Annotated in this window: 21 protein-coding genes; 14 read left to right on the top strand and 7 right to left on the bottom strand. The window is 68.5% G+C overall.

Annotated features, from left to right (window positions below; all coding sequences use genetic code 11):
- Positions 1–80 precede the first annotated feature (80 nt).
- The 5 genes from ACWEPG_RS02415 (at position 81) to ACWEPG_RS02395 (ending at position 6,702) form a co-directional block, all read left to right on the top strand.
- Positions 81–1,841 (top strand): FAD-dependent monooxygenase, encoded by a 1,761-nt coding sequence (locus tag ACWEPG_RS02415; protein ID WP_452593790.1) that lies wholly within the window; start codon positions 81–83, stop codon positions 1,839–1,841.
- A gap of 51 nt (positions 1,842–1,892) precedes the next feature.
- Positions 1,893–3,518: an acyl-CoA synthetase gene (locus ACWEPG_RS02410; protein WP_452593789.1), complete on the top strand. Its 1,626-nt coding sequence runs from the start codon at positions 1,893–1,895 to the stop codon at positions 3,516–3,518.
- The gene (locus tag ACWEPG_RS02405; protein WP_452593788.1) at positions 3,519–4,772 is read left to right on the top strand and encodes an MFS transporter; all 1,254 of its coding nucleotides are present in this window, start codon (positions 3,519–3,521) and stop codon (positions 4,770–4,772) included. It abuts the gene before it with no gap.
- Between the two features lie 78 nt (positions 4,773–4,850).
- On the top strand, positions 4,851–6,080 hold the full coding sequence (locus ACWEPG_RS02400) for an acyl-CoA dehydrogenase family protein (RefSeq protein ID WP_452593787.1): 1,230 nt from the start codon (positions 4,851–4,853) through the stop codon (positions 6,078–6,080).
- A 172-nt stretch (positions 6,081–6,252) separates the two neighbouring features.
- Entirely contained in the window at positions 6,253–6,702 is a 450-nt protein-coding gene (locus ACWEPG_RS02395; RefSeq protein WP_452593786.1) for a MarR family winged helix-turn-helix transcriptional regulator, read from the top strand.
- Positions 6,703–6,742: 40 nt separating this feature from the next.
- On the opposite strand, the gene ACWEPG_RS02390 is transcribed toward ACWEPG_RS02395, so the two are convergent.
- The gene (locus tag ACWEPG_RS02390; RefSeq protein ID WP_452593785.1) at positions 6,743–7,651 is read right to left on the bottom strand and encodes an alpha/beta hydrolase; all 909 of its coding nucleotides are present in this window, start codon (positions 7,649–7,651) and stop codon (positions 6,743–6,745) included.
- An 82-nt stretch (positions 7,652–7,733) separates the two neighbouring features.
- Positions 7,734–9,245, bottom strand: coding sequence for an acetyl-CoA hydrolase/transferase family protein (locus tag ACWEPG_RS02385; RefSeq protein WP_452593784.1), 1,512 nt, complete (start codon positions 9,243–9,245; stop codon positions 7,734–7,736).
- A gap of 166 nt (positions 9,246–9,411) precedes the next feature.
- Between ACWEPG_RS02385 and ACWEPG_RS02380 the strand changes: the two genes are divergently transcribed.
- Together ACWEPG_RS02380 and ACWEPG_RS02375 are read left to right on the top strand one after the other, a co-directional pair.
- Complete coding sequence (locus tag ACWEPG_RS02380) at positions 9,412–9,903, top strand: FABP family protein (RefSeq protein WP_450113157.1); 492 nt, start codon at positions 9,412–9,414, stop codon at positions 9,901–9,903.
- A gap of 244 nt (positions 9,904–10,147) precedes the next feature.
- Entirely contained in the window at positions 10,148–10,951 is an 804-nt protein-coding gene (locus ACWEPG_RS02375) for an SDR family oxidoreductase (RefSeq protein WP_450113156.1), read from the top strand.
- 22 nt (positions 10,952–10,973) lie between these two features.
- Here ACWEPG_RS02375 and ACWEPG_RS02370 read toward each other — a convergent pair whose 3' ends face one another.
- Positions 10,974–12,041, bottom strand: a complete 1,068-nt coding sequence (locus tag ACWEPG_RS02370; RefSeq protein WP_452593783.1) for an MBL fold metallo-hydrolase — start codon at positions 12,039–12,041, stop codon at positions 10,974–10,976.
- Positions 12,042–12,191: 150 nt separating this feature from the next.
- Between ACWEPG_RS02370 and ACWEPG_RS02365 the strand changes: the two genes are divergently transcribed.
- Genes ACWEPG_RS02365 through ACWEPG_RS02355 form a run of 3 tightly spaced genes read left to right on the top strand, consistent with a single transcriptional unit; the run spans position 12,192 to position 16,347 of the window.
- A complete protein-coding gene (locus ACWEPG_RS02365; protein WP_450113154.1) occupies positions 12,192–12,596 on the top strand; it encodes a VOC family protein in 405 nt (134 codons plus the stop codon).
- Positions 12,597–12,646: 50 nt separating this feature from the next.
- A complete protein-coding gene (locus ACWEPG_RS02360) occupies positions 12,647–14,785 on the top strand; it encodes a thiamine pyrophosphate-dependent enzyme (RefSeq protein WP_452593875.1) in 2,139 nt (712 codons plus the stop codon).
- 38 nt (positions 14,786–14,823) lie between these two features.
- Positions 14,824–16,347, top strand: coding sequence for a hypothetical protein (locus ACWEPG_RS02355; protein WP_450113153.1), 1,524 nt, complete (start codon positions 14,824–14,826; stop codon positions 16,345–16,347).
- 7 nt (positions 16,348–16,354) lie between these two features.
- On the opposite strand, the gene ACWEPG_RS02350 is transcribed toward ACWEPG_RS02355, so the two are convergent.
- Both ACWEPG_RS02350 and ACWEPG_RS02345 read right to left on the bottom strand, forming a co-directional pair.
- Positions 16,355–17,038: a rhomboid-like protein gene (locus tag ACWEPG_RS02350; protein WP_450113152.1), complete on the bottom strand. Its 684-nt coding sequence runs from the start codon at positions 17,036–17,038 to the stop codon at positions 16,355–16,357.
- Positions 17,039–17,071: 33 nt separating this feature from the next.
- Complete coding sequence (locus tag ACWEPG_RS02345; protein ID WP_452593874.1) at positions 17,072–18,514, bottom strand: ABC1 kinase family protein; 1,443 nt, start codon at positions 18,512–18,514, stop codon at positions 17,072–17,074.
- A gap of 125 nt (positions 18,515–18,639) precedes the next feature.
- Between ACWEPG_RS02345 and ACWEPG_RS02340 the strand changes: the two genes are divergently transcribed.
- The 4 genes from ACWEPG_RS02340 (at position 18,640) to ACWEPG_RS02325 (ending at position 22,438) form a co-directional block, all read left to right on the top strand.
- Positions 18,640–20,094 (top strand): DUF4185 domain-containing protein, encoded by a 1,455-nt coding sequence (locus tag ACWEPG_RS02340; RefSeq protein ID WP_450113151.1) that lies wholly within the window; start codon positions 18,640–18,642, stop codon positions 20,092–20,094.
- Positions 20,095–20,123: 29 nt separating this feature from the next.
- Positions 20,124–20,609 carry a hypothetical protein gene (locus tag ACWEPG_RS02335; RefSeq protein WP_452593782.1) on the top strand — a complete coding sequence of 162 codons (486 nt, stop codon included), beginning with the start codon at positions 20,124–20,126 and terminating at the stop codon, positions 20,607–20,609.
- Positions 20,610–20,993: 384 nt separating this feature from the next.
- The gene (locus tag ACWEPG_RS02330) at positions 20,994–21,428 is read left to right on the top strand and encodes a hypothetical protein (protein WP_452593781.1); all 435 of its coding nucleotides are present in this window, start codon (positions 20,994–20,996) and stop codon (positions 21,426–21,428) included.
- Positions 21,429–21,997: 569 nt separating this feature from the next.
- Positions 21,998–22,438: a hypothetical protein gene (locus tag ACWEPG_RS02325; protein ID WP_450113148.1), complete on the top strand. Its 441-nt coding sequence runs from the start codon at positions 21,998–22,000 to the stop codon at positions 22,436–22,438.
- Between the two features lie 54 nt (positions 22,439–22,492).
- On the opposite strand, the gene ACWEPG_RS02320 is transcribed toward ACWEPG_RS02325, so the two are convergent.
- Both ACWEPG_RS02320 and ACWEPG_RS02315 read right to left on the bottom strand, forming a co-directional pair.
- Entirely contained in the window at positions 22,493–22,678 is a 186-nt protein-coding gene (locus ACWEPG_RS02320; RefSeq protein ID WP_450113147.1) for a hypothetical protein, read from the bottom strand.
- Positions 22,679–22,706: 28 nt separating this feature from the next.
- Positions 22,707–23,153 carry a hypothetical protein gene (locus tag ACWEPG_RS02315; protein ID WP_450113146.1) on the bottom strand — a complete coding sequence of 149 codons (447 nt, stop codon included), beginning with the start codon at positions 23,151–23,153 and terminating at the stop codon, positions 22,707–22,709.
- Between the last annotated feature and the right edge of the window lie 67 nt (positions 23,154–23,220).

The raw sequence follows: 23,220 nt of genomic DNA, 5'->3' as shown, positions 1-23,220 counted from the left end.
CTAACTGGATGCCACCGCTCCTTCACGGCGACGCAAAACTCATGCGTGGACCCGTCGAGATGGCATCCACCGAAGGATTGATGAGAAAGGCAAGTCCGATGGTTGATGTCGACACCCCGGTCCTCATTGTCGGTGCGGGGCCCGCCGGGCTCACTGCCGCACTGGCTCTCGCCAAGTTCGGAATCGAGCACGTGCTCGTCGAGCGCTACCCCGGAACCGCACACTCGCCGCGCGCGCACATCGTCAACCCCCGCACGGTGGAGATCATGCGGCACTTGGGAATTCAGGAGGAGATCGAGGCGGTGTCCGCTCCGCACGAGCGACTACGGCACCACGTCTGGTACACGACCCTGAACCGGCCCGAGGTCGCCCGCAAGGAAGCGTGGGGAACCTCGCCGCATCGTCACGCCGACTACCTCTCGGCGAGCCCCTGCCCCTCGATCAACTGCCCACAAACCCGGTTCGAACCCGTGCTGGTCGACGCGCTGCGCAAGGCCGGATCGGACGTCCAGTTCGAGCGCGAGCTCATCTCGATGGAGCGCGACGGGGACCACTGGGTCAGCACGATCAGCAATCGTGCGGACGGATCGACGTACGAGATCCGCTCTCGCTACGTCATCGGTGCGGACGGTGCCAGGACGAAGGTCCTGGGATATGCGGGACTTGGCATCGAGGGGCCGGCCGGGTTGTTCCACGCGGCGAACATCTGGTTCAAAGCGGATCTGAGCCGCTACTTGGCGCACCGGCCCGGGGTGCTCACCTGGAGCCTGTACCCCGGCCCGCAACCGCCGCTCGCGCTGGGCACCTTCATCTGCATGAATCCGTTCGACGAATTCGTACTCAACAGGTTCTACGATCCCGAACACGAGGACCTGTCGGAGATGACCGAGGAAGAAGCGGTCCGTCACATCGAACGAGCCGTCGGCGAGCCGGTGGACGGCATCGAAATCCTGGGTATCTCCGGATGGAAGGTCAACGCACAGGTCGCACCCGAGTATGCGCGGGACGGCGTGTTCTGCATGGGCGATGCGGTGCACCGGCATCCGCCGACGAACGGGCTCGGCCTCAACATGTCGGTGGCCGACGCCTACAACCTGGCCTGGAAAATCGCCTTCGTACTCCGCGGTGTCGCCGGCCCGGGTCTGCTGGACACCTACAACAGCGAGCGTCAGCCCATCGGCGCGATCGGCGTCGACCGGGCGATCAAGAGCCTGCACCAGGCCACCTCGATCCAGGAGGCCATCGGTCTTCACAAGGGACTCTCCGAGGAAGAAGGCTGGGAAGCGCTGGCATCACTGAAGGATCCGGGTCCGGTCGGAGACCAGCGACGAGCAGCCTTGCGTGCCGCCCTCGAAAAGAACGAAAACCGCTTCAATGCACTAGGGCTGGAGGTCGGCTACCAGTACGACGCGGGCGCCCTGGTCCACGATTCCACGCCGTACCCCGCGTTCGAGGGCGATCCGATTCTGGATTTCCACACCACCACCAGGCCCGGTGCGCGTGTACCGCATGCCCGGCTGGTCCGGGACGGAGAACAGGTCTCGACGCTCGATCTCGTCGACGGTCTGGAATTCGCGTTGCTGGTCGGTCTGGACTCCGAGCACTGGTTCGAAGCCGCCGAGAAGGTCTCCGCCGAACTGAACGTGAAGGTCGTCGCCCACCAGATCGGTGGCGATGACATCCTCGACCCGTACTGGGAATGGAGTGATGCCCGCGAAATCGGGCACTCCGGTGCCGTCCTGGTGCGCCCGGACCGGCACATCGCCTGGCGGACCACCGATCGCCCCGACGACGCCGCTGCCGAACTCGCGCGTGTCATGAAAGCCGTACTGCACGTCTGACCCGTTGATCCACCCGCCGCTCACGACCCTCGACCCGGAGCCAGAAGATCCATGGACACGACCTTCACTTCAGACACCACGGCCGCTATCGCCGGCGCCCGGCAGCACTCTCTCGGAGACCTACTGCATCGCACTGCCCGTCGCTATCCGGACAAGCCGGCGGTGATCGCGGGGGACCTGAGAGTGACCTATGCGGAGTTCGACGCCGCCGCGAATCGGATGGCACATGCGCTGGCCGATCGCGGATTGACCAAGGGCGACCGACTTGCACTGCTGAGCCACAACTGCTGGCAGTACGCCCTGACGGTTTTCGCCACAGCCAAGCTGGGTGTGGTTCTGGTGCCGGTGAACTTCATGCTGGGCCCGGACGAGATCGCCTACATTCTGCGGCACTCCGGGGCGCGAGGCATTCTCGTCGAGGATGTGCTCGCGCCCACGGCGGACAAGGCCCTGGCCGCAGCTCGAATCGAGGGTGTGCGGGGATGGATCACGACGTCGGGGACGACTCCCGAAATCGGTTGGGAGAACGTCGACAACTGGTGGCGTTCCGGCGACGACTCGACGCCGAACGTCATGGTTGCCGATGACGATCCGGTGCGCCTGATGTACACCTCGGGTACCGAGTCCCGGCCCAAGGGCGTGATGCTGTCCAGTCGATCGCTGATCGCCCAGTACACCTCCTGTGCCATCGACGGCGGGATGAGCGTCGACGACATCGAGGTGCACGCCCTGCCGATGTTCCACTGCGCTCAACTGGACTGCTTCTTCTCCGTCGACGTCTATCTGGGCGCGACCAGCATCATCCTGTCGGCTCCCGACCCGGCCGTGCTGCTCGAGACCATCGCGCGGGAAAGGGCAACCAAACTGTTCTGCCCACCGACGGTGTGGATCTCGTTGCTTCGCCATCCCTCTTTCGACGGCACGGACCTGTCGAGTCTGCGCAAGGGCTACTACGGGGCGTCACCCATGCCGGTGGAGATCCTCCGGGAACTGCAGCGACGGCTGCCCCGGGTGCAGTTGTGGAACTTCTACGGCCAGACCGAGATGTCACCACTCGCAACGATTCTGCGCCCACACGAACAGCTGGAACGAGCAGGGTCTGCTGGCCGTGCCGCACTGAACGTGGACACCCGACTGGTCGACGACGACGGCAATCCCGTCCCTGTCGGCGAGATCGGGGAGATCGTTCACCGCAGCCCACAGGCCACACTGGGGTATTACAACGACGAGGAGAAGACCGCCGAAGCTTTCCGTGACGGCTGGTTCCACTCCGGCGACCTGGGCGTCATGACCGAGGACGGCTACCTGTCGGTCGTGGATCGCAAGAAGGACATGATCAAGACCGGCGGGGAGAACGTCGCCAGCCGGGAGGTCGAGGAAGCCATCTACGAACACGACGGTGTCGCTGAGGTTGCGGTCTTCGGCATCAGTCATCCGTACTGGGTCGAGGCGGTGACCGCGGTCGTCGTACCCAAGCCCGGGGCGACGCTCACGGCCGAGCAGATCCGTGCGCACACTCGTGGCCGACTCGCCGGGTACAAACAGCCCAAGTACATTGTCGTCGCCGACGCACTGCCGAAGAACCCCAGCGGCAAGATCCTCAAGAGGGAACTGCGCCAACAGCATGCCGAACTGGCATCGAATCAGATGTCCCCGGAAAATGATTCGCGACAGTAGGTGAGCCACGCATCCGCCGAGCCCACGACGGACGACCGGCGGAAAGGCCGTCGTGGGGCATTGCGGCTGACGGTCGACCCGGTATTCGGCCCGTTCTTCTGGGGCAAGTTGCTCTCGTCGTGCGGGACGTGGACATATGTCGTCGTGGCCGCGATCCTCGCCTTCGACCTGAGCGGTTCGGCCTGGGCGGCCGGCATGGTGACCGTGGCGCACTCGGCGCCGCAGCTGTTCCTCGCGCCGTTCAGCGGGAAGATGGCCGACCGAGGAAGTGCCGCAACACAGATTGTGCTGGGGTCGCTCCTGACCGGGGTCGGGGCCGGCGGACTCGCGGTCTGGATCTGGCTGGCAGGTGGAGTGGACGGGCTTCCCGGCCTCACACCGCTGATGGTGTCCTCCGTCATCGTCGGAGTGGGATTCGCACTCGGTGGCCCGGCGATGCAATCGATCGTGCCCTCGATGATCCGGCCCGGGGAAATGGCTGCGGCCATGTCGCTCAACACGGTTCCGATCACCGTGGGCCGGGCCGGCGGCCCGGCAATGGGCGCGGCAGTGGCGGCACAGTGGGGCCTGGCACCCGCATTTGCGATCACAGCCGTCACGCACGTCATTTTCGGGATCATCCTCTGGGCACTCCGACTACCCGGCGGCACCGTGCCCGACGGCACAACCGACTTCTCGCTACGTGCCGTGATACGGCACCTGCGTTCCCATCCCGTGCTGCTGGTACTCCTGATCGGCATCGCAGCTGTCGGGGTGGGCGTGGATCCCGCGGTCACCCTGGCGCCCGCGCTGGCGGAACAACTCGGTGGCGGGGCAGGCCTGGCCGGATGGATGGCCTCCTGCTTCGGCATCGGCGCCGGCGTCGGCTTCCTGCTTTTCGGGCCGCTTCACCGCAAGGCAGGACTCGAAAGACTCAGCAGCAGTGGCCTGTTGCTGATCGCCGGCGGACTCGTACTCGCGGGGGTGGCCGGGAACGCGCCTCTCGCACTGATGGCGTTCGGTGTGTCCGGAATCGGAATGACACTGGCCTTCAGCAGCATTACAACCCAGATACAGAACAGATCACCCGATGAGCTGAGGGGCCGAATCATGGCCCTGTGGTTCGTCGGCTTCGTCGGAGCCCGACCATTCGCGGCAGGTTCGAGCGGATGGGTCACCGACACGATCGGAGTGACCGCCGCACTGGTGGGGGTGGCGCTGCTGGTGGCGGCAGTCGCCTGGTCCTGTCGTCCCAGCTACCTCCCGTCCTCCTGAATGGCGTGGACCGAGAACGGCTTTGCCCCTCGGGCATCGGCGTCGCCGGACCCCTCACATCTCGAGAATGGAGCATCGATGGAATTCGAGTACAGCCCCAAGGTCCGCGCCCTGCAGGCCGAGCTCGGCGCTTTCCTTCAAGACCGCGTCCTGCCGGCAGAGTCGATCGCTGCCCGGCAAGTCGTGGACAAGCCCGACTATTGGGGCGCTCCGCCCGTCCTGGCGGACCTCAAGGCGTCCGCCAGACGTCGTGGGCTCTGGAACCTCTTCCTTCCCGGAGCAGACGGTGCGGGTCTGAGCAATGTCGAATACGCACCGCTGGCGGAACTCACCGGGTGGAGCCCGCACCTGGCACCCGAGGCATTGAACTGCTCCGCCCCGGACACGGGCAACATGGAGTTGCTCAGCCGGTACGGCACCGATGAGCAGAAGCAGAAGTGGCTGGCGCCGTTGCTCGACGGTGAGATCCGGTCCTGCTTCGCGATGACCGAACCCGATGTCGCCAGTTCCGACGCGAACAACGTCCGATTCGAGATCGCAGAGGACGGTGACGGCTGGATCCTCACCGGTCGCAAGTGGTGGTCCACCGCCGCGCTGCGGGACGACTGCCGGGTCGCGATGGTCATGGGCGTCACCGATCCCGATGCGCCCGCCGGTTCGAGGCACTCGATCGTCCTCGTCCCGATGGACACTCCCGGAATGACAGTCGTGCGCTCGACCACCGTGCTCGGGTTCGACGACCGTCACGAGGGTGGGCACGGCGAACTCGTCTTCGACCAGGTCCGCGTGCCGAAATCCAACCTGCTCGGACCACGTGGCAACGGTTTCACCGTCGCTCAGACGCGCCTCGGCCCCGGACGAATCCACCACTGCATGCGCCTGATCGGCATGGCTGAACGCGCAATCGCCCTGATGACCGATCGTGCCCGAACACGCGTCGCATTCGGTAGGCCACTGGCCGAGGAGGGAGTCGTCCAGGCCACGATCGCCGACGCCCGCATCCACCTCGATTCAGCCCGCCTCATGGTGCTGAGGGCAGCCTGGCGAATGGACGTCGATGGGGCAAGGGCCGCGCGGCATGACATCGCCGCAGCCAAAGTCCTCGTACCGGCGACAGTCAAGAAGATCGTCGACGAGGCCATCCAGATCTTCGGCGGAGCAGGCTTGTCCCAGGACACACCGCTGGCGATGCTCTACGCACAAGCCCGGTTCCTGCAGATCGCGGACGGCCCCGACCAGGTACACCGACGTTCTCTCGCCCGCGCAGAATTGGCGTCGGCACCCGTCCTGAGCGAGGTACGTGGATAGCGGGAGACGACATCTCGGGGCCGTCGAGATCGCACGGGAGCCGAGCGACCAGGCCTGCCCTGGTCGTGCAGTGGGCGAGTGCTGGCCCGGACGTGCACCGCGTGCCAGCACTCGTACACTCGGATCCATGCAGCTCGACGGTCGGCGTTGGCAAGAGACTTCACTTCGGCTGTTGTCGCGTCCGACCACCGAGGTCGACTACACGGCGGCCGCGATCGTGTGGCATCTCGGTCGGATTGCCCGCCTGGCCGAGAAGCGGATGGAGTACGAGGTGCACCGGCCGCTCGGCTGGACGTGGGGGGCCTTTCGCATCATGTCCCAGCTCTACGTGCTCGGTCCTCAGGAACCCTCCCAGCTGGCGGAGAGTCTTCAGGTGACTCGTCCCACGATCACCGTCGGCGTGGACAAACTCGAGCGCGACGGGTACGTGACACGGGCTGTCCAGCCCAACAACCGCACTCGAGTCACGATCGAACTCACCCAGACGGGCAAGGCGGCTGTCGAAGAAGCCGCCGGACTGCAGCATGACGTCGAGCTCACCCTCGTCGGGGGTCTGTCCGAGAAGGAACAGGCCACGCTCTCCGAACTGCTGACGAAACTCTTCCACACCCTCCAGCAGTAACCGTGCCGTTGGCCGACGTCGACCACAGGGCTGGGCGCGTTCAGCGTCCACCCAGTGCCGCTGCCAACGCCCTCATCTGCTCGTTCCGGTAGGCGCGGGAGGTGGTCGACCGGCCCTCGACCAGGTCGAATCCGTGGTAGGCGCCTGGCACCACGTGCAGGGTGCACGGCACTCCGGCGTCACTCAGGCGTGCGGCGTAGGCGACGTCCTCGTCGTGGAACAGGTCGAGGGTGCCGACCCCAATCCACGCCGGCGGCAGGCCGGTGAGATCTCGGTACCGCGCGGGAGCGGCCAACGGCGGAACCTCGTCGCCGGAGACCGTCGGTCCGAGGTAGGAGCGCCAGCCGTAGCGGTTGCTGGCGGCGCTCCACACGCGCAGCGATCGCTCGTCGACGTTTGTTCGCTCCGTGGTCCGGTCGTCGAGCATCGGGTAGGACAGCAGTTGGAACGCCGGTTCGATCTCGCCGCGGTCCCGGGCCAGCAGGGCCAGCGCCGCGGCCAGGCCGCCGCCGGCGCTCTCGCCGGCGATTGCGATCCGGGTGGCATCGACGTCCGGTTGTCCGGCGAGCCAGCGCAATCCGGCGTAGCAGTCCTCCAGCGGCGTCGGGAACGGGTGTTGCGGTGCCAGCCGGTACTCCACCGACGCGGCAACGGCGCCCAGTCGTCCGGAAACCTTGCGGCACAGGTGATCACCCATCGCCGCGTTGCCGATCAGGTAGCCCCCGCCGTGGATGAACAGCAGGCCCGGCGCCGGTCGTGGCACCGACTTCGGCCGGAACGCCCGGACGGTGACGTTCGCGTCGACGTGGACGACCTCACCGCCGCGCGGAGGTACGACCCCGGCCCGCTGGGTGAGCCACCGGATCGGGCCGGCGGTGCGCGGGGTGACCACGGTGCGCGGCAGGAACCGCGCGAACCGCAGCGCGGGATCGAAAGCGTTCTCGGACATCGGCCCCCGTCCTTCCGTCCCGACCGCTCGAGACGATCGGAATGGTAGAGGACGGGCGGACTCTCCGAGAGGCTCCCGGCTGCTAGGGCAGCATCGAACCTGTCGCGTTGAACCGCTCGTGGAACGAGAACGCCTCGCCAAGCAGGTGCGGGGTGTGCCCGACGCCGGGCTGCGCCTGCGCCCGCGCGAGGTAGTCGTGCAGCGCCGGACGGAAGCTCGGGTGGGCGCAGTGGTCGATGATCACCTGCGCGCGCTTGCGGGGGGACAGGCCCCGCAGATCCGCCAGGCCCTGCTCGGTGACGAGCACCTGGACGTCGTGCTCGGTGTGGTCGACGTGCGGGACCATCGGCACGATCGAGGAGATCGCGCCGCCCTTCGCGGTGGACGGGCTCAGGAACAGCGACATGTAGCCGTTGCGGGCGAAGTCGCCGGACCCGCCGATGCCGTTCATGATCTTCGTGCCCATCACGTGGGTGGAGTTCACGTTGCCGTAGATGTCTGCCTCGAGCATCCCGTTCATCGCGATGATCCCGAGTCGGCGCACCACCTCGGGATGGTTGCTGATCTCCTGCGGGCGCAGCGTGATGTGCTTGCGGTAGAAGTCGATGTTGTCGGTCAGTTCCGCCAGACCCTTCGCGGACAGCGCCAGCGAGGTCGCGGACGCGTGCGCCACCGCGCCGTCCTTGATCAGCCGCAGCATCGAGTCCTGGATGACCTCCGAGTAGCAGGTCAGGTTCTTGTAGCCGCCGCGGTCGAGGCCGCCGAGCACCGCGTTCGCCACGTTGCCGATGCCGGCCTGCAGCGGCAGCAGCGTGTCGGCGGGCAGCCGGCCCGCCTTGACCTCGTGGGCGAAGAAGTCGAGGACGTGCCCGGCGATCGCGAGGCTCACGTCGTCGGGCTCGGTCAGTTCGCTGGCGCTGTCGGGGACGTTCGTCTCGACGACCGCGACCACCTTCGCCGGATCCACCCGGAACGTGGGCTGCCCGATCCGGTCCTCGACGTGGGTGAGCTCCAAAGGCTTGCGGTTCGGCGGCAGGGCGGTGCCGTAGTAGACGTCGTGCATGCCCTCCATCGCCTCCGGCACCCACGAGTTGACCTCGAGGATGATCCGGTCGGCGACGTCGAGCCAGGTCTTGTTGTTGCCGATCGACGCGGACGGGATCAGCTCACCGGACTCGGTGATGCCGGAAACCTCGACGACCGCCACGTCGACGTTGCCGTAGTAGCCCTCCCACACCTGCTGGGCGACGTGCGAGAGGTGGATGTCGACGTAGTCCATCCGGCCTTCGTTGATCTTGCGGCGGGCGGTCGGCTCCGACTGGTACGGCATCCGCAGCGCGATGCCGTCGATCTCGGCGAGCTCCCGCTCGGTCGCGGCGGACACCGACGCGCCCGTGAGCAGGTTGATGGTGAAGTTCGAGCCCTCGCCGCGTACGGCGTGGATCCGCTCGGCCAGCGCGGGAATGACGACCTTCGGGGTGCCGGCAGATGCGAAACCGCTGATCGCGACGGTGTCACCCGGATGAATCTGCTGCACCGCGGCTGCCGCCGAAGTCACTTTTTGGGCGAAGGTGGAGTTGTGGATCCTGCTCACGCTCTGCTCGTTCCCGCTTGGTTGGTGACGCACTAGCAGAACTGAATGTTATCGGCATGTCGATAGTCCACTGAGTGGTGGCCCACCTCACGTCGGCGCGGACGGTCAGGCACAATGCCGACGACAGCGGGCGTCGAACCCGGATGCGAAGGCGCGGAGGTGTCGGATGGACGGGCGGAACGATCCGCTGGGTGACCTGGGTGTTTTCGCTGGAACGTGGGTCGGCGGCGGTGACGGTCACTACCCGACCATCGACGACTTCTCCTACGAGGAGGAGATCGAGTTCACGGCGACGCCGGGCAAGCCGTTCCTCGCGTACCGGTCCCGGACCTGGGCACACGACCGCGAGCGGTCTGATCAGTCCCGCCGGGGCCGACCGATGCACACCGAGAACGGCTATCTGCGGCTCGCCGACGGGGCCGTCGAGCTGCTGGTCAGCCAGCCGACCGGCTTCGTCGAGATCCAGCGCGGCGAGCTGACCGGCGGGGTGCTTGACCTGACGCCCGTCTCCCTCGCCGCGTCGCCCGACGCCAAACCCGTGCACGAGATCCGTCGCCGGATCGTCGTCGCCGGCGACGTCCTGTCCTACGACCTGTGGATGGCGCACGCCGACACCCCGCTCACCCACCACCTGAAGGCGGAACTCACCCGGGCGTGACGCCGGCGCCCCGCTCGGCCGACCCCGGGACCACCGCGCGGATGGGATGATCCGGCGAACCGCCCGCTGGATGGGACGACCCCCGTGCCTGCCGCGGGCTGCGCACCTAGCGTGACGAGGGCGGACCCGGCGATCCCGCCACCCGCTGCACACACAGCCGCTACCTTCGACCGTCGGCTGTGAACGGTCCGTCCGCCGAGGCGCGCGGATTCGAGTGCGTCACCTGCATCGCGAAGGGAACACCATGGGTACCTACGTCCTCACGGGCAGCGCATCGGGGATCGGCGCGGCCACCAAGGCCCGGCTCGAGTCCGATGGTCATCGGGTGATCGGGGTCGACGTCCGGTCGGCCGAGGTCACCGTCGACCTCCGCACCGCCGCAGGCCGGGCCGAGGCGATCGAGCAGGTCACGAGCCTCGCCGGCAGCTCGATCGACGGCTTCGTCCCGTTCGCCGGGCTCGCTGCGGCCGCCGGTCGACCCGCCGCCGACCTCATCTCCGTCAATTACTTCGGCGCGATCGAGTTGCTCGAGGGGTTGCGCCCGCTGCTTGCCGCGGCGGCGCGGCCGTCCGTGGTGCTGATCAGCTCGAACTCGACGACCAGCCAGCCCGGATGGCCGGTCGAACTGGCCGACGCCTGCCTGGCCGGTGACGAGGCGAAGGCCGTGGAGATCGCGGACGGGTTCGGCGAGCTCGCCGGACTGCAGACCTACCCGGCGACCAAGGCGGCGCTCGCCTGGTACGCGCGGACGAAGTCGGCCGAGTACATGGCCGACGGGATCCGACTCAACGCCGTCGCCCCCGGCTTCGTCGACACCCCGATGACGCAGGCCGGGCTGCAGGACCCGGGGATCGGGCCCGCCATGGAGCAGTTCCTCGCGACCATCCCCGCCGGGCGCGGCGGCACCCCGGAAGAGGTCGCGGCACTGGTGGCGTTCCTGCTCGGGCCCGAGTCGACCTACTTCGTCGGTTCGGTGGTGTTCGTCGACGGCGGCACCGATGCTGCCTTCCGTGGCCGCGACTGGCCGAAGGCGTGGGAGATCGGCTAGAGCACGCACGCCCGGGGCCGGGTCACCTCGACGGCAGGTCGAACGTCAGCAGCGAGGGCTTCAGATAGTCCGCGGGGTCGACGAGCAGGCGCAGTTCGGGTGGATTCGGCAGGCTCTCCAACGCTTGCCGCAGCCGTGGTTCGTAGGCGGCGGCCGGTGCGGAGACCGGTGCGAGCCGGTTGTCGTGGTGGGTGGGGACGAAGATGGACGGTCGCAGTGCCCGGATGTAGTCGAGTGGGTCGCTGAGCCCGTTCGTGTACTGGTTGTAGCCCTGGATCGAGCCGATCTGCACCGAGGACGCGGGCAGCTCGCGCAGGATGTCGAGGACGTGCGGTGCATCGGTGAGGATCGGACCGGAACTGTCGTGCCAGGTGAGCACGAAGTCACCGATTTCGAACTGGTACAGCAACGATCCGCCCTCGGCGTCGCCCAGGTGCGCGCCCAGGTGCTCGATGTCGTGGAGGGTCGGCGGATGCTCGAGGGTCGGGCTGAAGTCGGGCGCGAGGACGAGCGGTGCCTGCTCACCCCGCTGCGGCCGCAGCGCGGAGTGCAGGTGCCGGACGGCGCGGACGGTGACGCCGGGCAGCGCGAACTCGGCCCGATCCGAGTTCAGGGGATGGGTCCGAAGCGTCGACGCGGCCTGGTGTCCGATCTGGCGGCAGTGCTCCTCGGTTCCGACAACGGTTGCCCCGCACAGGGATGCGATCTCGGCCGCGTCCGCGGCATGGTCGAAGTGTCCGTGCCCGACAAGGATGTGACTCGGCATCAACGCGGCCAGCTCGGTGGGGCTGGTCGGCACATACGTCGAGAATTCGCCCCTGGGCACCCAGGCGTCGAGCAAGACGACGTTGCCTGCGATGGCCATCGCGAAACTCGTGACACCGAACCACGAGAGGATGGCCTTGGACGGATCCACCTCGCCGGTGCCGGCATCGACATTCGCGGTGCCGAAGAACCGCTGACGTGCGGCGACGGTCGGGCTCGCACCCGCAGGCACCGAAGCCGACGCGTTCGGCGCCACCAGGGCGGACACCGCGGCAGCGGCGGCCCCCACCACGAAGGTCCGGCGGCTGACTGGGGTCGATGACATCGTCGCAGTCTATGGTGGCGGCCCTCGCGCGATGGGCACCGAATCGGGATCGGACCGCCGCGATGAGTTTTCGTGACCGTGTCGGTCTGTACTTCCGACAGCCACACCCCGAGGATGGAAATCAGTCCTCCACACGAAACGGAGCCCCCGATGTCCCGTATGCTCTTCCCCAATCTGCCGGTCGGTGACGTCTCTGCGACGCGGAAGTTCTTCGACGGCCTCGGCTTCGAGTTCAACGAGCAGTTCTGCGACGAACAGACCGCGTGCATGGTGATCAACGACCAGACGATGGTGATGCTGCTGGAGGAGCCGCGGTTCCGTGACTTCATCGCCGACGACATCTGCGACACCGCGAAGGCCCGCGAGGTGCTGCTGTGCGTGTCCGCCGAGAGCCGCGACGAGGTGGACAGCCTCGTCGAGCGGGCCATCGCGGCAGGTGGTACCGCGTGGATGGAACCGCAGGACCACGGCTTCATGTACGGCCGGGCGTTCCGCGACCTCGACGGGCACGTCTGGGAGGTCATGTGGATGGACCAGTCGGTTCCGCAGGGCTGAGCGCGTCCGACGACCCCGTCGGCGCCCACTTCGCCGCCGCCGTCCGCACCATGACGGCGGCGCCCGGTGCGGCGCCGGCGGGGTTCGTGCGTTCCGGCTCGGAGCTGACGGTCGAGCGGTGCCTCGACCTGTTCGACGCGCAACTCACCAGCAGGCACCTCGATCTGGCCGCGCGCCGGCTGCGCGCGGCGGGACACGGCTTCTACACGATCGGCTCGGCCGGGCACGAGGGCAACGCGGCGGTCGCGGCCGCGCTGCGACCCACGGATCCGGCTCTGCTGCACTACCGTTCGGGGGCGTTCTTCCTGGAGCGGGCCCGGCAGGTCGGTGGCCGGGACCCGGTTCGGGACGTTCTGCTCGGTGTCGTCGCCGCCGCGGCCGACCCGATCGCCGGCGGCAGGCACAAGGTGTTCGGTCGTCACGACCTGTCGATCATCCCGCAAACCTCCACCATCGCTTCGCATCTGCCGCGGGCGGTCGGGCTGGCGTTCGCGATCGAGCGCGCGAACCGGCTGGGTATCGAGTCGGGGTGGCCCGCGGACGCGGTCACTGTCTGCAGCTTCGGGGACGCCTCCGCGAACCACTCGACCGCGGTCGGGGCGATCAACACCGCGGCGAACCTCGGGTACCGCGAGTTGCCGCTCGCGCTGCTGTTCGTCTGCGAGGACAACGGGTTGGGCATCAGTGTCCCCACCGCTCCCGGCTGGATCGCCGCCGCGTACTCCGGACGCGCCGGCCTCGAGTACTTCGCCGCCGACGGGTGCGACCTCGCCGACGCCTGGGACGTCGCCGCCCGCGCGTCGAATTGGGTACGGACACAACGACGACCGGCCTTCCTGCACCTGAGTGTCGTCCGGCTGCTGGGGCATGCGGGCTCGGATGTGGAGTCCGCGTACCGCACGCCCGCCGCGATCGCGGCGGACCTCGACCGGGATCCGCTGATCGCGACCGCACGGCTGCTCGTCGCCGCCGGCGCGCTGACGTCCGAGCAGGTGCTCGACCGGTACGTGCGGGTGGGGGACCGGGTGGAGGGCGCCGCGCACGCCGTGACCTCCGCCGCGCCGCTGCGCACCAGGGCGGAGGTCACGGCGCCGCTCTCCGCCCCGGCGCCCGCGGTGGTCGCCGGACACGTGCGGCACGTGCGTGAATCGGCCGACACGGCACCGGGATCGCGGGAACCGCTGACCGTCGCCCGCGCGTTGAACCGGGCACTGGCCGACGTGCTGGCCGCCGAGCCCGGCGCGATCGTGTTCGGCGAGGACGTCGGCCGCAAGGGTGGGGTGTACGGGGTGACGCGGGGTCTCGCCGACCGGTTCGGCGCCGCCCGGGTGTTCGACACCCTCCTCGACGAGCAGGCCGTCCTCGGTCTCGCCGCCGGCGCCGGGCTCGCGGGCCTGCTGCCGATCCCGGAGATCCAGTACCTCGCGTACCTGCACAATGCGGAGGACCAGATCCGTGGCGAGGCAGCGACATTGGGCTTCTTCTCGGCCGGGCAGTACCGCAACCCGATGGTGGTGCGGGTGGCCGGCTACGGCTACCAGGAGGGCTTCGGCGGACACTTCCACAACGACGATGCGGTTGCGGTGCTGCGGGACGTGCCCGGAATCGTGGTCGCCTCCCCGGCCCGGCCCGACGACGCGGCGGCAATGCTGCACACCTGCGTCGCCGCCGCGCGCACCACCGGCGCCGTGTGCGTGTTCCTCGAACCGATCGCCCGCTACCACACCCGGGACCTACACGACCCCGGCGACGGCGGGTGGCTGGCCGGATATCCCGCGGTGGGGGAGCACGTGCCGATCGGCGCGGCCCGCTCCTATGGGGACGGGGCCGACCTGACCGTCGTCACCTTCGGCAACGGCCTGTACCTGAGCCTGCGGGCGGCCCGGCGACTCGAGCGCCGCGGGATCCGGGCCCGGGTGCTGGACCTGCGCTGGCTGGCCCCGCTGCCGGTGGGCGACCTGCTGCGCGAGGCGGCGGCGACGGGTCGGGTGCTCGTCGCGGACGAGACAAGGGCATCCGGCGGCGTGTCCGAGGGGGTGCTGGCCGCACTCGTCGACGGCGGGTTCACCGGGGCGATGGGCCGGGTCGCCAGCGCCGACAGCTTCGTCCCGCTCGGCGACGCGGCCCGGCTGGTGCTGCTCTCGGAACACGAGATCGAGGCGGCCGCGATCGAGTTGGTGCGGCGATAGCCCGCCGGGGCCGACCGGTCCGTGGCAGGATCCACGCCATGTTGGACAGCCGACCAATTCCGCGTGTGGTGGCCCTGCTCGCCACGGTGACGGCGTGCGCGTTGTCCGTCCCCGCGGCGTCGGCGCAGTCGGCAGGCCCGGCCCCGGCGGCCGCGCTCGTCGCCGGCGCCACCAGGGAACTGCCCGCCGACTTCTTCGGGCTCAACGGTGCCCGCATCATCTCCCCCGAGAACGCCGCACAGTGGCACGATCCGGTGTTCCGGCAGGCGCTCGCCGGTGTGGGCGCCGGCCTGATCCGCGTCCAGGGCGGCACGACCTCCCAGTGGATCGACTGGCGCACCGGGCTGTTCGACGAGCGGGATGGCAGCCAGTTCGCCGGCCGCAACGCCGGGCGCGCGCCGTTGCTGCTCACCGACTGGGCGGACATCGTGGCGCAGACCGGGGCCACCCCGATCTTCGACCTCAACGTGCTCACCTCCACCGTCGACGAGCAGATCGCGATGCTGCACGAGGCGCGTCGGCTCGGGATGACCGTGCGCTTCGTCGAACTCGGCAACGAACTGTGGGATCCCGGCCCGTACTACAAGCAGGTCTATCCCACCGGCGCCGACTACGCGCGGGCGATGAACGGGTGGATCACCGCGCTGCGGGGCGAGTTCCCCGACATCGAGATCGCGGTGTCGGGCGCGGACGACTCCTCCGCGGTCACCGCGATCCTCGGCGACCGGTTGCAGACCTGGAATGCCGGGCTGTACGCGAACATCCGCGGCGCCGACGCCGTCGCGATCCACCCGTACTGGGTGCCGGACCCCATCCAGGCGGACGTCGCCTCCACCGCGGCCGGCGGACTGGCCGCATGGGCCGCCTTCACCACCCGGGTGCTGCCCGCGGTGCCAGCCGAGATGGACGTGTGGATCACCGAGTACAACCAGATCAACCTTCCGCTCAGCGAGATCCCCGGATTCCCACAGGAACTGGTGCACGGCGTCCCTCAGACCTGGGCGGTTGGCCTCGGCGTCGCGGGCTTCGCGCTGGCGAGCATGCAGGAACCGCGGGTGACGATGTCCGTCGTGCACGCCGCCCTGGACGGGCTGCCCGCGGCCGCGAACCGGGCCGCGAACGGCAACGAGGAGATCCACGCCGTCCTCGCGGACGGGTCCGGCAACTCCGTCGAGTTCGGCCGCACCGCGATCCACGAGGCGCTGACCCCGATCCACGAACGGGCCCGTGGTGGCGGCCCGGTACGGGGCCTGCGGACCGAGTCCGTCCCGGAACCGACCGCCGTGCTCGCGTCGCCGGCCGGCGTCACACGGACCCCGGCAGTCGTCGGCACCGAGTTCGTCGGCGAGCGGCCGGGCGCGTTCCTGCTGAACCTGAGCGACCGGCCGGTGCCGGTGGCGCTGCCCGCGCCGCTCGCGACCGCAACCGCGGACACCGTCTCCGCGCCGCCACTGAGCAACCCGGCCTTCACGCCGTCCGACACCCTCACCCGCACCACTGCGGACGTCACCGGGGAGGCGGTACTGCCGCCGTACTCACTGACCGAACTGTCCGCGCGCTGAGACGGACTCAGCCCGCCGGCTGGGGACGCCGAACCATCGTGCGGGCGGCCGCCACCGGATCCCACACTCCCGGCCGGGTGACGGTGAGTGGATAGCAGGCGAACCCGAGCAGCGCCGCGGCCAGATGTCCGACGTCGGTGAACGTCTGATTCACGAATACCGGCACCGCGAAGAAGACCACCACCCCCAGGGCGTACGCATACCGCCACGGCGTCGCGATCCGGTAGGTGAGCACCCCCACCACACCGGCAAGGGCGTAGCTGACACCCACGTCGAGGGTGTTCACGGCCGAGACGGGCGCGTCACCGTGCCGGATCGCCCAGTACAGGACCCCCTCGCTGAGGTAGGTGGCGCCGACGTGCGCGATCACGCACACCGTCACCCAGCGCAGCGTCCCCAGCCAGCGTTCGGCCGGCACATGGAAGATGTTGTAGAGCAACAGGTAGGAGATCCACGGGCCGCCCGCGAGCCAGAAGGCGCTGGTCACCAGCACCCGCAGCGGGTCCTCTCGCAGGTGGTGCAGGTTCGTGGACCGGTCGCCGAGCACCTCCTGCAGCACATGCTCGGGCAGGTACCGCGCGACGACCGTCGTCACCAGCAGGATCGCCAGCCAGATGAACGTGCCCGGGGCGCGGCGGATGTACGCCCACACCGCGGACGCCGACTGACGGAGCCGATCCCGGACGGCCATGGTCTCCAGTGTGACCCCGACCCCGACCGTTCGTCAGTCCTCCGGGAGAGTGACCCCGAGTTCCTCGGCGCGCCGCGCCACCTCGTCGGGGAAGACGTTGCGGAACAGGTACAGGTCGCTGCCCATCACCCACCCGGGCGCCATCCGCGTCGCGTACCGCTCGAAATAGCCGAGTTGCTTGCCGAACAGGACCAGTTCCTCCGGGCTCGCGACACCCCACTGCTTGCCGATGCTCACCAGCGCCACGATCAGCGAACTCAGCTTCAGTTCACCGAGGTCGTTCGAGAAGACCGGCGCCAGAGCAGCCCCGACCTGGGCACCGATCTCCGCGTCGGTGGCATCGACGTCGGCGGTGTAACCGAGAGAACGGATCCCGCGGGCAACCCGTGAATAGTCGCCGTCGAGCAGGGTGGCGTGAAACATGTCCCGCAGGATCGCCCGCCACGTCTCCGGCAGCTCGCCGACGATGCCGAAGTCGAGCAACGCGATCCGGCCGTCGTCGAGGAGCCACAGGTTGCCCGCATGAACGTCGCCGTGGAACGGGCCGTGCAGCGTGATCGCCTCGATCCACGCCTTGACCCCGCGACGGATCAGGAGGCGCGTGTCGAGCCCGGTGGCCGCATCGTCGCCGCCGGCGGCGGATCCGGTGCCGGCGCCGCCGGTGGTCGGCTCGATGCGGTCGAACGGAATTCCGTGCATCCGTTCCATGCAGATGACGTGCGGGCCGCAGTACGGCCAGTACACCTCGGGCGCCGTCACCCATTTGTTGTCGCCGAACGCCCACAGCGCGTCCCGGAACCGGGTCTGACGGTCCGCCTCGACGGCACTGTTGAGCTCGGTCATCGTCGCGTTGTGCAGGTCGCGGATGATCGCGGTCGCGTTCGCGATCCGGAAGAACTCGTGCAGCCGCTCGAGCTGCCGGGCACCCCAGTACGCGGTACGCAGGTCAAGCAGCATCCGGTGGTGGATGCCCGGGCGCTGCACCTTGATCACCGCCTCCCTGCCGTCCGGCAGGACGCAGGCGTGCACCTGGGCGACCGACGCGGCCGCCAGCGGTCGGTCGTCGAACTCCGCGAACAACTCGGTGACCGGGAGGCCGAGGTCCGCCTCGATCACCGAGCGGGCCACGGTCGCCGGCACCGGCGGCACGTCGTCGAGACAGCGCAGACACGCGTTCGCCAGGGGTGCCGGGAACATCCCCGACGACGAAGCCATCAGCTGCCCGAGCTTGACGAAGGTCGGCCCGAGGAACTCGAACCCGTTGACCACGCCCTCGGACGCCGCATCTGCCCACCCCATTCCGCGGCGGGTGAACGGCTTGGTCACGGTCGCGTACAGGGCGCTGGCGAGCAGCACGACCCCGACCACCAGCGCCCGCCACAGCTGCGCCGGACCGAACCGGTCCAACTCGGGCACGTGGACGGACAGTGCGTCCGCGGGCGGCCCCGACGAATACGGGCCGACCGGGTGGGGCAGGGGTTCGGTCACGTTCACCTCGCTTCGGGTCCAGCCCGACACACTAGGCGGGCGACACGCGTACGTCGATGCCTGTTCGGCGGTTGGGGTCCGGATCGGGCACCCTGACACCCGAGGAGGTGCCGATGTCGAAGCGGGTTTCGGTGGTCGCGGCGGTGTTCGCGGTGGTCGCGGCGGGCGGAATGGTCGGGGGCGGGTCCGTCGCGGGCGCGCAACCGGTGGTCGGGACGGGGCCGTGCGCGTCCGATCCGCCGGTCACGCACGAGTCGGTGATCCCGAAGAAGCTCGACATCCCGATCCCGTACCCGTGGGTCGAACCGGTGCCCTACCCGGCACCGGAGCCTGCCCCCGTGCGGATCGATCCGGAGCCGCTGCCCGCGGACCCGTGCCAGAACCCGTGCCCGGACCTGACCGACGTCCCGGATCCGCCGGGCGGCCTGTCCAGTGCGATCGGGTTGCCGGAGATCGGCCTCGACTTCAATCCGTTCATCTTCGGGATCCCGGTGCCCGGACCCGACCAAGGCCCGCAGCCCGAACCGCCGGCGGAGGTGCACCCGCCGACCGAGACCGCGCCGCGGGCACCGCAGCGCCCCGCCCCACAGGTGCGCAACGTCAGCATGGTCGCGAAGGTCACCGGCGCGAGCTCCACCAACCGCACCGACAAGCGCTGGCAGGTCAACGGCACCGACCTCGGAATCATGTGGGAGAGCGAACCCGGAAAGGTGGCCGTCGCGTTCGGGGACACCGTCGGCCGCGGCTTCCACCCGCCGGGCGGGCAGGGGGAGGACTGGCGCAGCAACGTCCTCGGGTTCAGCACCGACCGGGAGTTGTCCGACGGCCTGACCATCGACACCTTCGTGCAGGACAGCCGGTGCCACGCCGCGGAGGTGCTCAGCAGCCGCAAGAAGGACAACGTGGAGATCACCACGATCCCCACGTCCGGCTTCGCGATCGGCTCGCGCCAGTACATGAGCTACATGTCGATCCGCACCTGGAACAGCATCCCCGCCACCTGGTTCACCAACCACGGCGGCATCGCGTACTCCGATGACGGCGGCCAGACCTGGACCAAGGATCCGTATGCCCGGTGGGACAACATTTTCGGGGTGTCCCAGTTCCAGGTCGCGGCGATGGTGCCGCAGGGCGGGTACGTGTACATGTTCGGCACCCCCAACACCCGGCTCGGTGAGGTCGGCCTGGCCCGGGTGCCCGAGGACCAGGTGCTGAACAAGTCCGCCTACCAGTACTGGAGCAACGGGAACTGGACCGCGGTCGGGGGCCCGCACGCGGCGACCCCGATCATCCGTGGCACCGCCGGCGAACTGTCCGTCGACTACGACGACGCCCGCGGCGTCTGGCGCATCGGCTATCTCGACACGCTGCGTACGGGCATCACCATGCGTGAGTCCGACGCGCCTCAGGGCACCTGGTCGGAGCCCGTGCGGATGGTGGGCGTCGAGTCGTACCCCGAGTTGTACGGTGGGTTCATTCATCCGTGGTCGACCGCCGAGGACCTGTACTTCACGATCTCGACGTGGTCCGACTACAACGTCTACCTGATGCGCGCAGAGCTGGACTGACTCGGCGCCCCGACCCGAGGAGTACCGCCGTGCAGCAGTGGCCTGCGGACTGGCCGCGTCCCGCGAAGGACATCGCGACCGGCACGTCCGACGCCGTCGCCGCGGCGACCGTCGGCGACGCCGAGGCGTACGCCGATGCCGTCGACCGGTTGCTCACCGTGGATCCCGATCAGGTGCGGTCGGTCCATTCGGCGATGGTCCGGGAGTTGCTCGAGGACACTCACGCCGACGGGTTGACGGGCGAGGCGGTGCAGGACGTGCTCGAACGCTGCGCCCGCGCCGCCGCGGTGTGGCTGCCGACCCTCGACGTCAGCGCGCTCGCGGTCGTGCTCACCGGATCGCTCGGCCTCACCGACTACGACGAGGACACAGTCCGCGTCGGCTGGCCCGTCGTCCTGCGGCACGCGCTGCTGGTGATCGCGGACCTGCTCGCCGTCGCGCAGGCGCCGGTGGACGGTTACCTGCGCCGCGCGATCGGCGAGATCGCCCGTGCCGAGACCGTCGAAATGCCCTGAGAAGCGAACTGTCTCGGCTGCCGGATGGGCCGAACCTAGGCGCGGTGTCGTTCCCTGGCGCGGCGTCGGTCACTGCTCGAGAACCATGCGGCTGCGCCCAGCACAGGAAGCGCGATGACGAGTGTGGAACTTCCGCGGTTGGATGGTTGGTCTCGGCGGTGGCTTGGAACTACTTCCTCCTTATCGTCGGGCGTGCGATCGCAGGGTTCCTTGTACCGGTGTTGTTCCTGAGCACCCGCTGATTCGCGACGTTGGATCCTGGTCGCGGTCAGCTTCGGCCCGGCCTGGAGCTGGGCCAGCAGTTCCACGCTCGGATTCCTGGTCGGTGGCCTGGCGTTGCTCGTCGGTTGGTACATCTCCGCGCGCGCGGTGCGTGAGCCGCTGGTGGATCTCGACGTCCTCAAGGTACGGGGTGTGTACCTGACGACGCTCGGCGCCGGCCTCGCCTACGGCACCACCGGTCTCTTCACGATCCTGCTTCCGAAGCTGGTGATGACTCCCGCAGTGCTGGGCCTCGACTGCGGGTTCGGTGTCAGCCCTGAGGGATTCGCGATGTTCCAAGCCTCGCTCAGCGCAATGATCGTACATTCGCGCTGCCTCGCCGCGTCAAGCAGGTGGAAGTTCCGGCGGCGCTGTCGAGAGGATCGACGACGCTGTCCTCGTATCCGAGACCGGGGGTGGCTGCCCGACGAGAAGCAGACGCGGACAAACGATACCGTGAACCGAATCATGTTCAAGGGCACTCTCACTCGCGCGATCAGCAAACGTCCTCGGCGGACGATGGCTGATCAGCTACCGCGAACTGACCCGACTGCGTGAGGTCACGGCGCCGTCGTTCCACGAGTCCCGGTAGCCGCTGTGAACACGCTGTTCGCGAATCGGCACACTGAGCGGCACGGTTCTCCGCTGTCGGGCACTCATGCAGTCATGGTTGTGTGAAACGCAAAGATGCTCTGTACCAGAATCTTTCAAAGCTTGTCCGGGAATCGTGGGCGCTGGGTACGCTGGCGCCGCGCGCATTCGGGGTAGCGAAGAATCGCCGACCGGGGCGTTGCGACAGCCTTCCTCTCGAATGGAGTTTGCGTATGTCTGTTTCCACGATGCGGCGGTGTGCCTCCGTGGTGCTGGCTTTGGCGATGGTGGCCGGAGGTGTCGCGGTCGGGTCCGGGGCTGCGAGTGCAGCAGAGGCCACCGGGTTTTCGGACCGCTACCCCCGCTTCGAGAACGTCTTGGTCTCCAGGTCAGCGCCGAGCCGAACGCTCACCCCCAACAGTGTTATGGGTGAGGATTCGCCTTACGTCTATGCGGGTCAGGAGTTGAAGATCAGCACCTGGTTCACCATTGTGACTCCAGATGTCACGTACCCCGGGGACCGTCATGAGGAACGGGTGATCACCCGCATCACCGATCACGTGTATGCCGGCCTCGAGTACGTTCCGGGGACCGCAACGGTCGCGGTGGTTCGGGGTGGAGGCACGGGCGCGGTCCGGACGGTTCAGGACGTCGTGCCCGAGCTCGGGGACGGGACGGTCTCGGTGACTGCGCCTGAGGGTGGCTGGCACGTCTACACCAGCAAGAATGGGGCCTCCTACAGTTCCCAGGGGGTGTCCTTCACCGCGACGTACCGGGTGCCGGACAACGTCCCGGACGGTACCCGCTACCCGACCGGCATCACGTTCGGGGTGGACGGACACGGAGGCAGTGTGGGGTGGCCGGACCTCGATTGGGACGTCGTCGTCGGGCCTCCGCCGGTCGACACACCCCCGGACTTCTGGGGTAGCAGCGGCAGCAGCGGCGGGAAGGGCTACCCGCAGGGCAACCTGGAGTAGGTCGGCCCGTGGCCCGAGGCCCTGTGCGTGATCATTACTCCTACCAGGGTGAGATCACGCACAGGGTGTAAGCCGTGCAGCATGTTGGCGCCGGCCGGCGGTCATCGCCTCGATCGATGATTCGGTGGCGTCGGCGCCGAAGCCGAGCGCCCAGTGGCGCTGGCCGTCGTGTTCGCACAGCAGGAAGGTCGCGGTGCGGTCCGCGGCGATGTGCAGCTGGTGGAACGAGAGGATCTCCATCTGGAACCGGGCGATCGCGGTGCCATGACTACGAGATGGCCTGCTTCACGAGCGCGTGCAGCCTCTCCTCCACCGCATCGGTCACGGCGACGACGGCGAACGACGTCGGCCACATGTCGCCGTCGTCGAGGTTGGCCTTCTCGTCGAAGTTGACCGTCGGATACCGCGTGTCGAACTTGGACTTGGGCTGCACGAACATGACCACCTTGTCGTCGGCGTCCGCATAGGCCGGGAACCCGTAGAACGTCTTCGGCCGCAGTGCGGGAGCTTCCTCGGCGACGATCCGATGGAACGCCGTCGCGACCTCGCGGTCGATCCCCGCGAGCGCGTCGATCGCGTCGACGCATGCCTCGAGTTCGCGGGCCTGCTTCGCGGCACCCTTGAGGCCCTTCGTCGAGCGCAACTCGTCGGCACGCTGCTTCATCGCGGCCTTCTCGTCGGAGGAGAATCCCGAACCTTCACTGGTTGTGTTCATGACAATCACGCTACGTCGGGACGGCGCCGCCCGCTTCTCGAATCCTGATCGGTTCGTGGGGCGCAAG

It is taken from the genome of Rhodococcus sp. NPDC004095, assembly GCF_053604015.1.
This window is presented reverse-complemented; position numbering and strand designations above follow the sequence as displayed.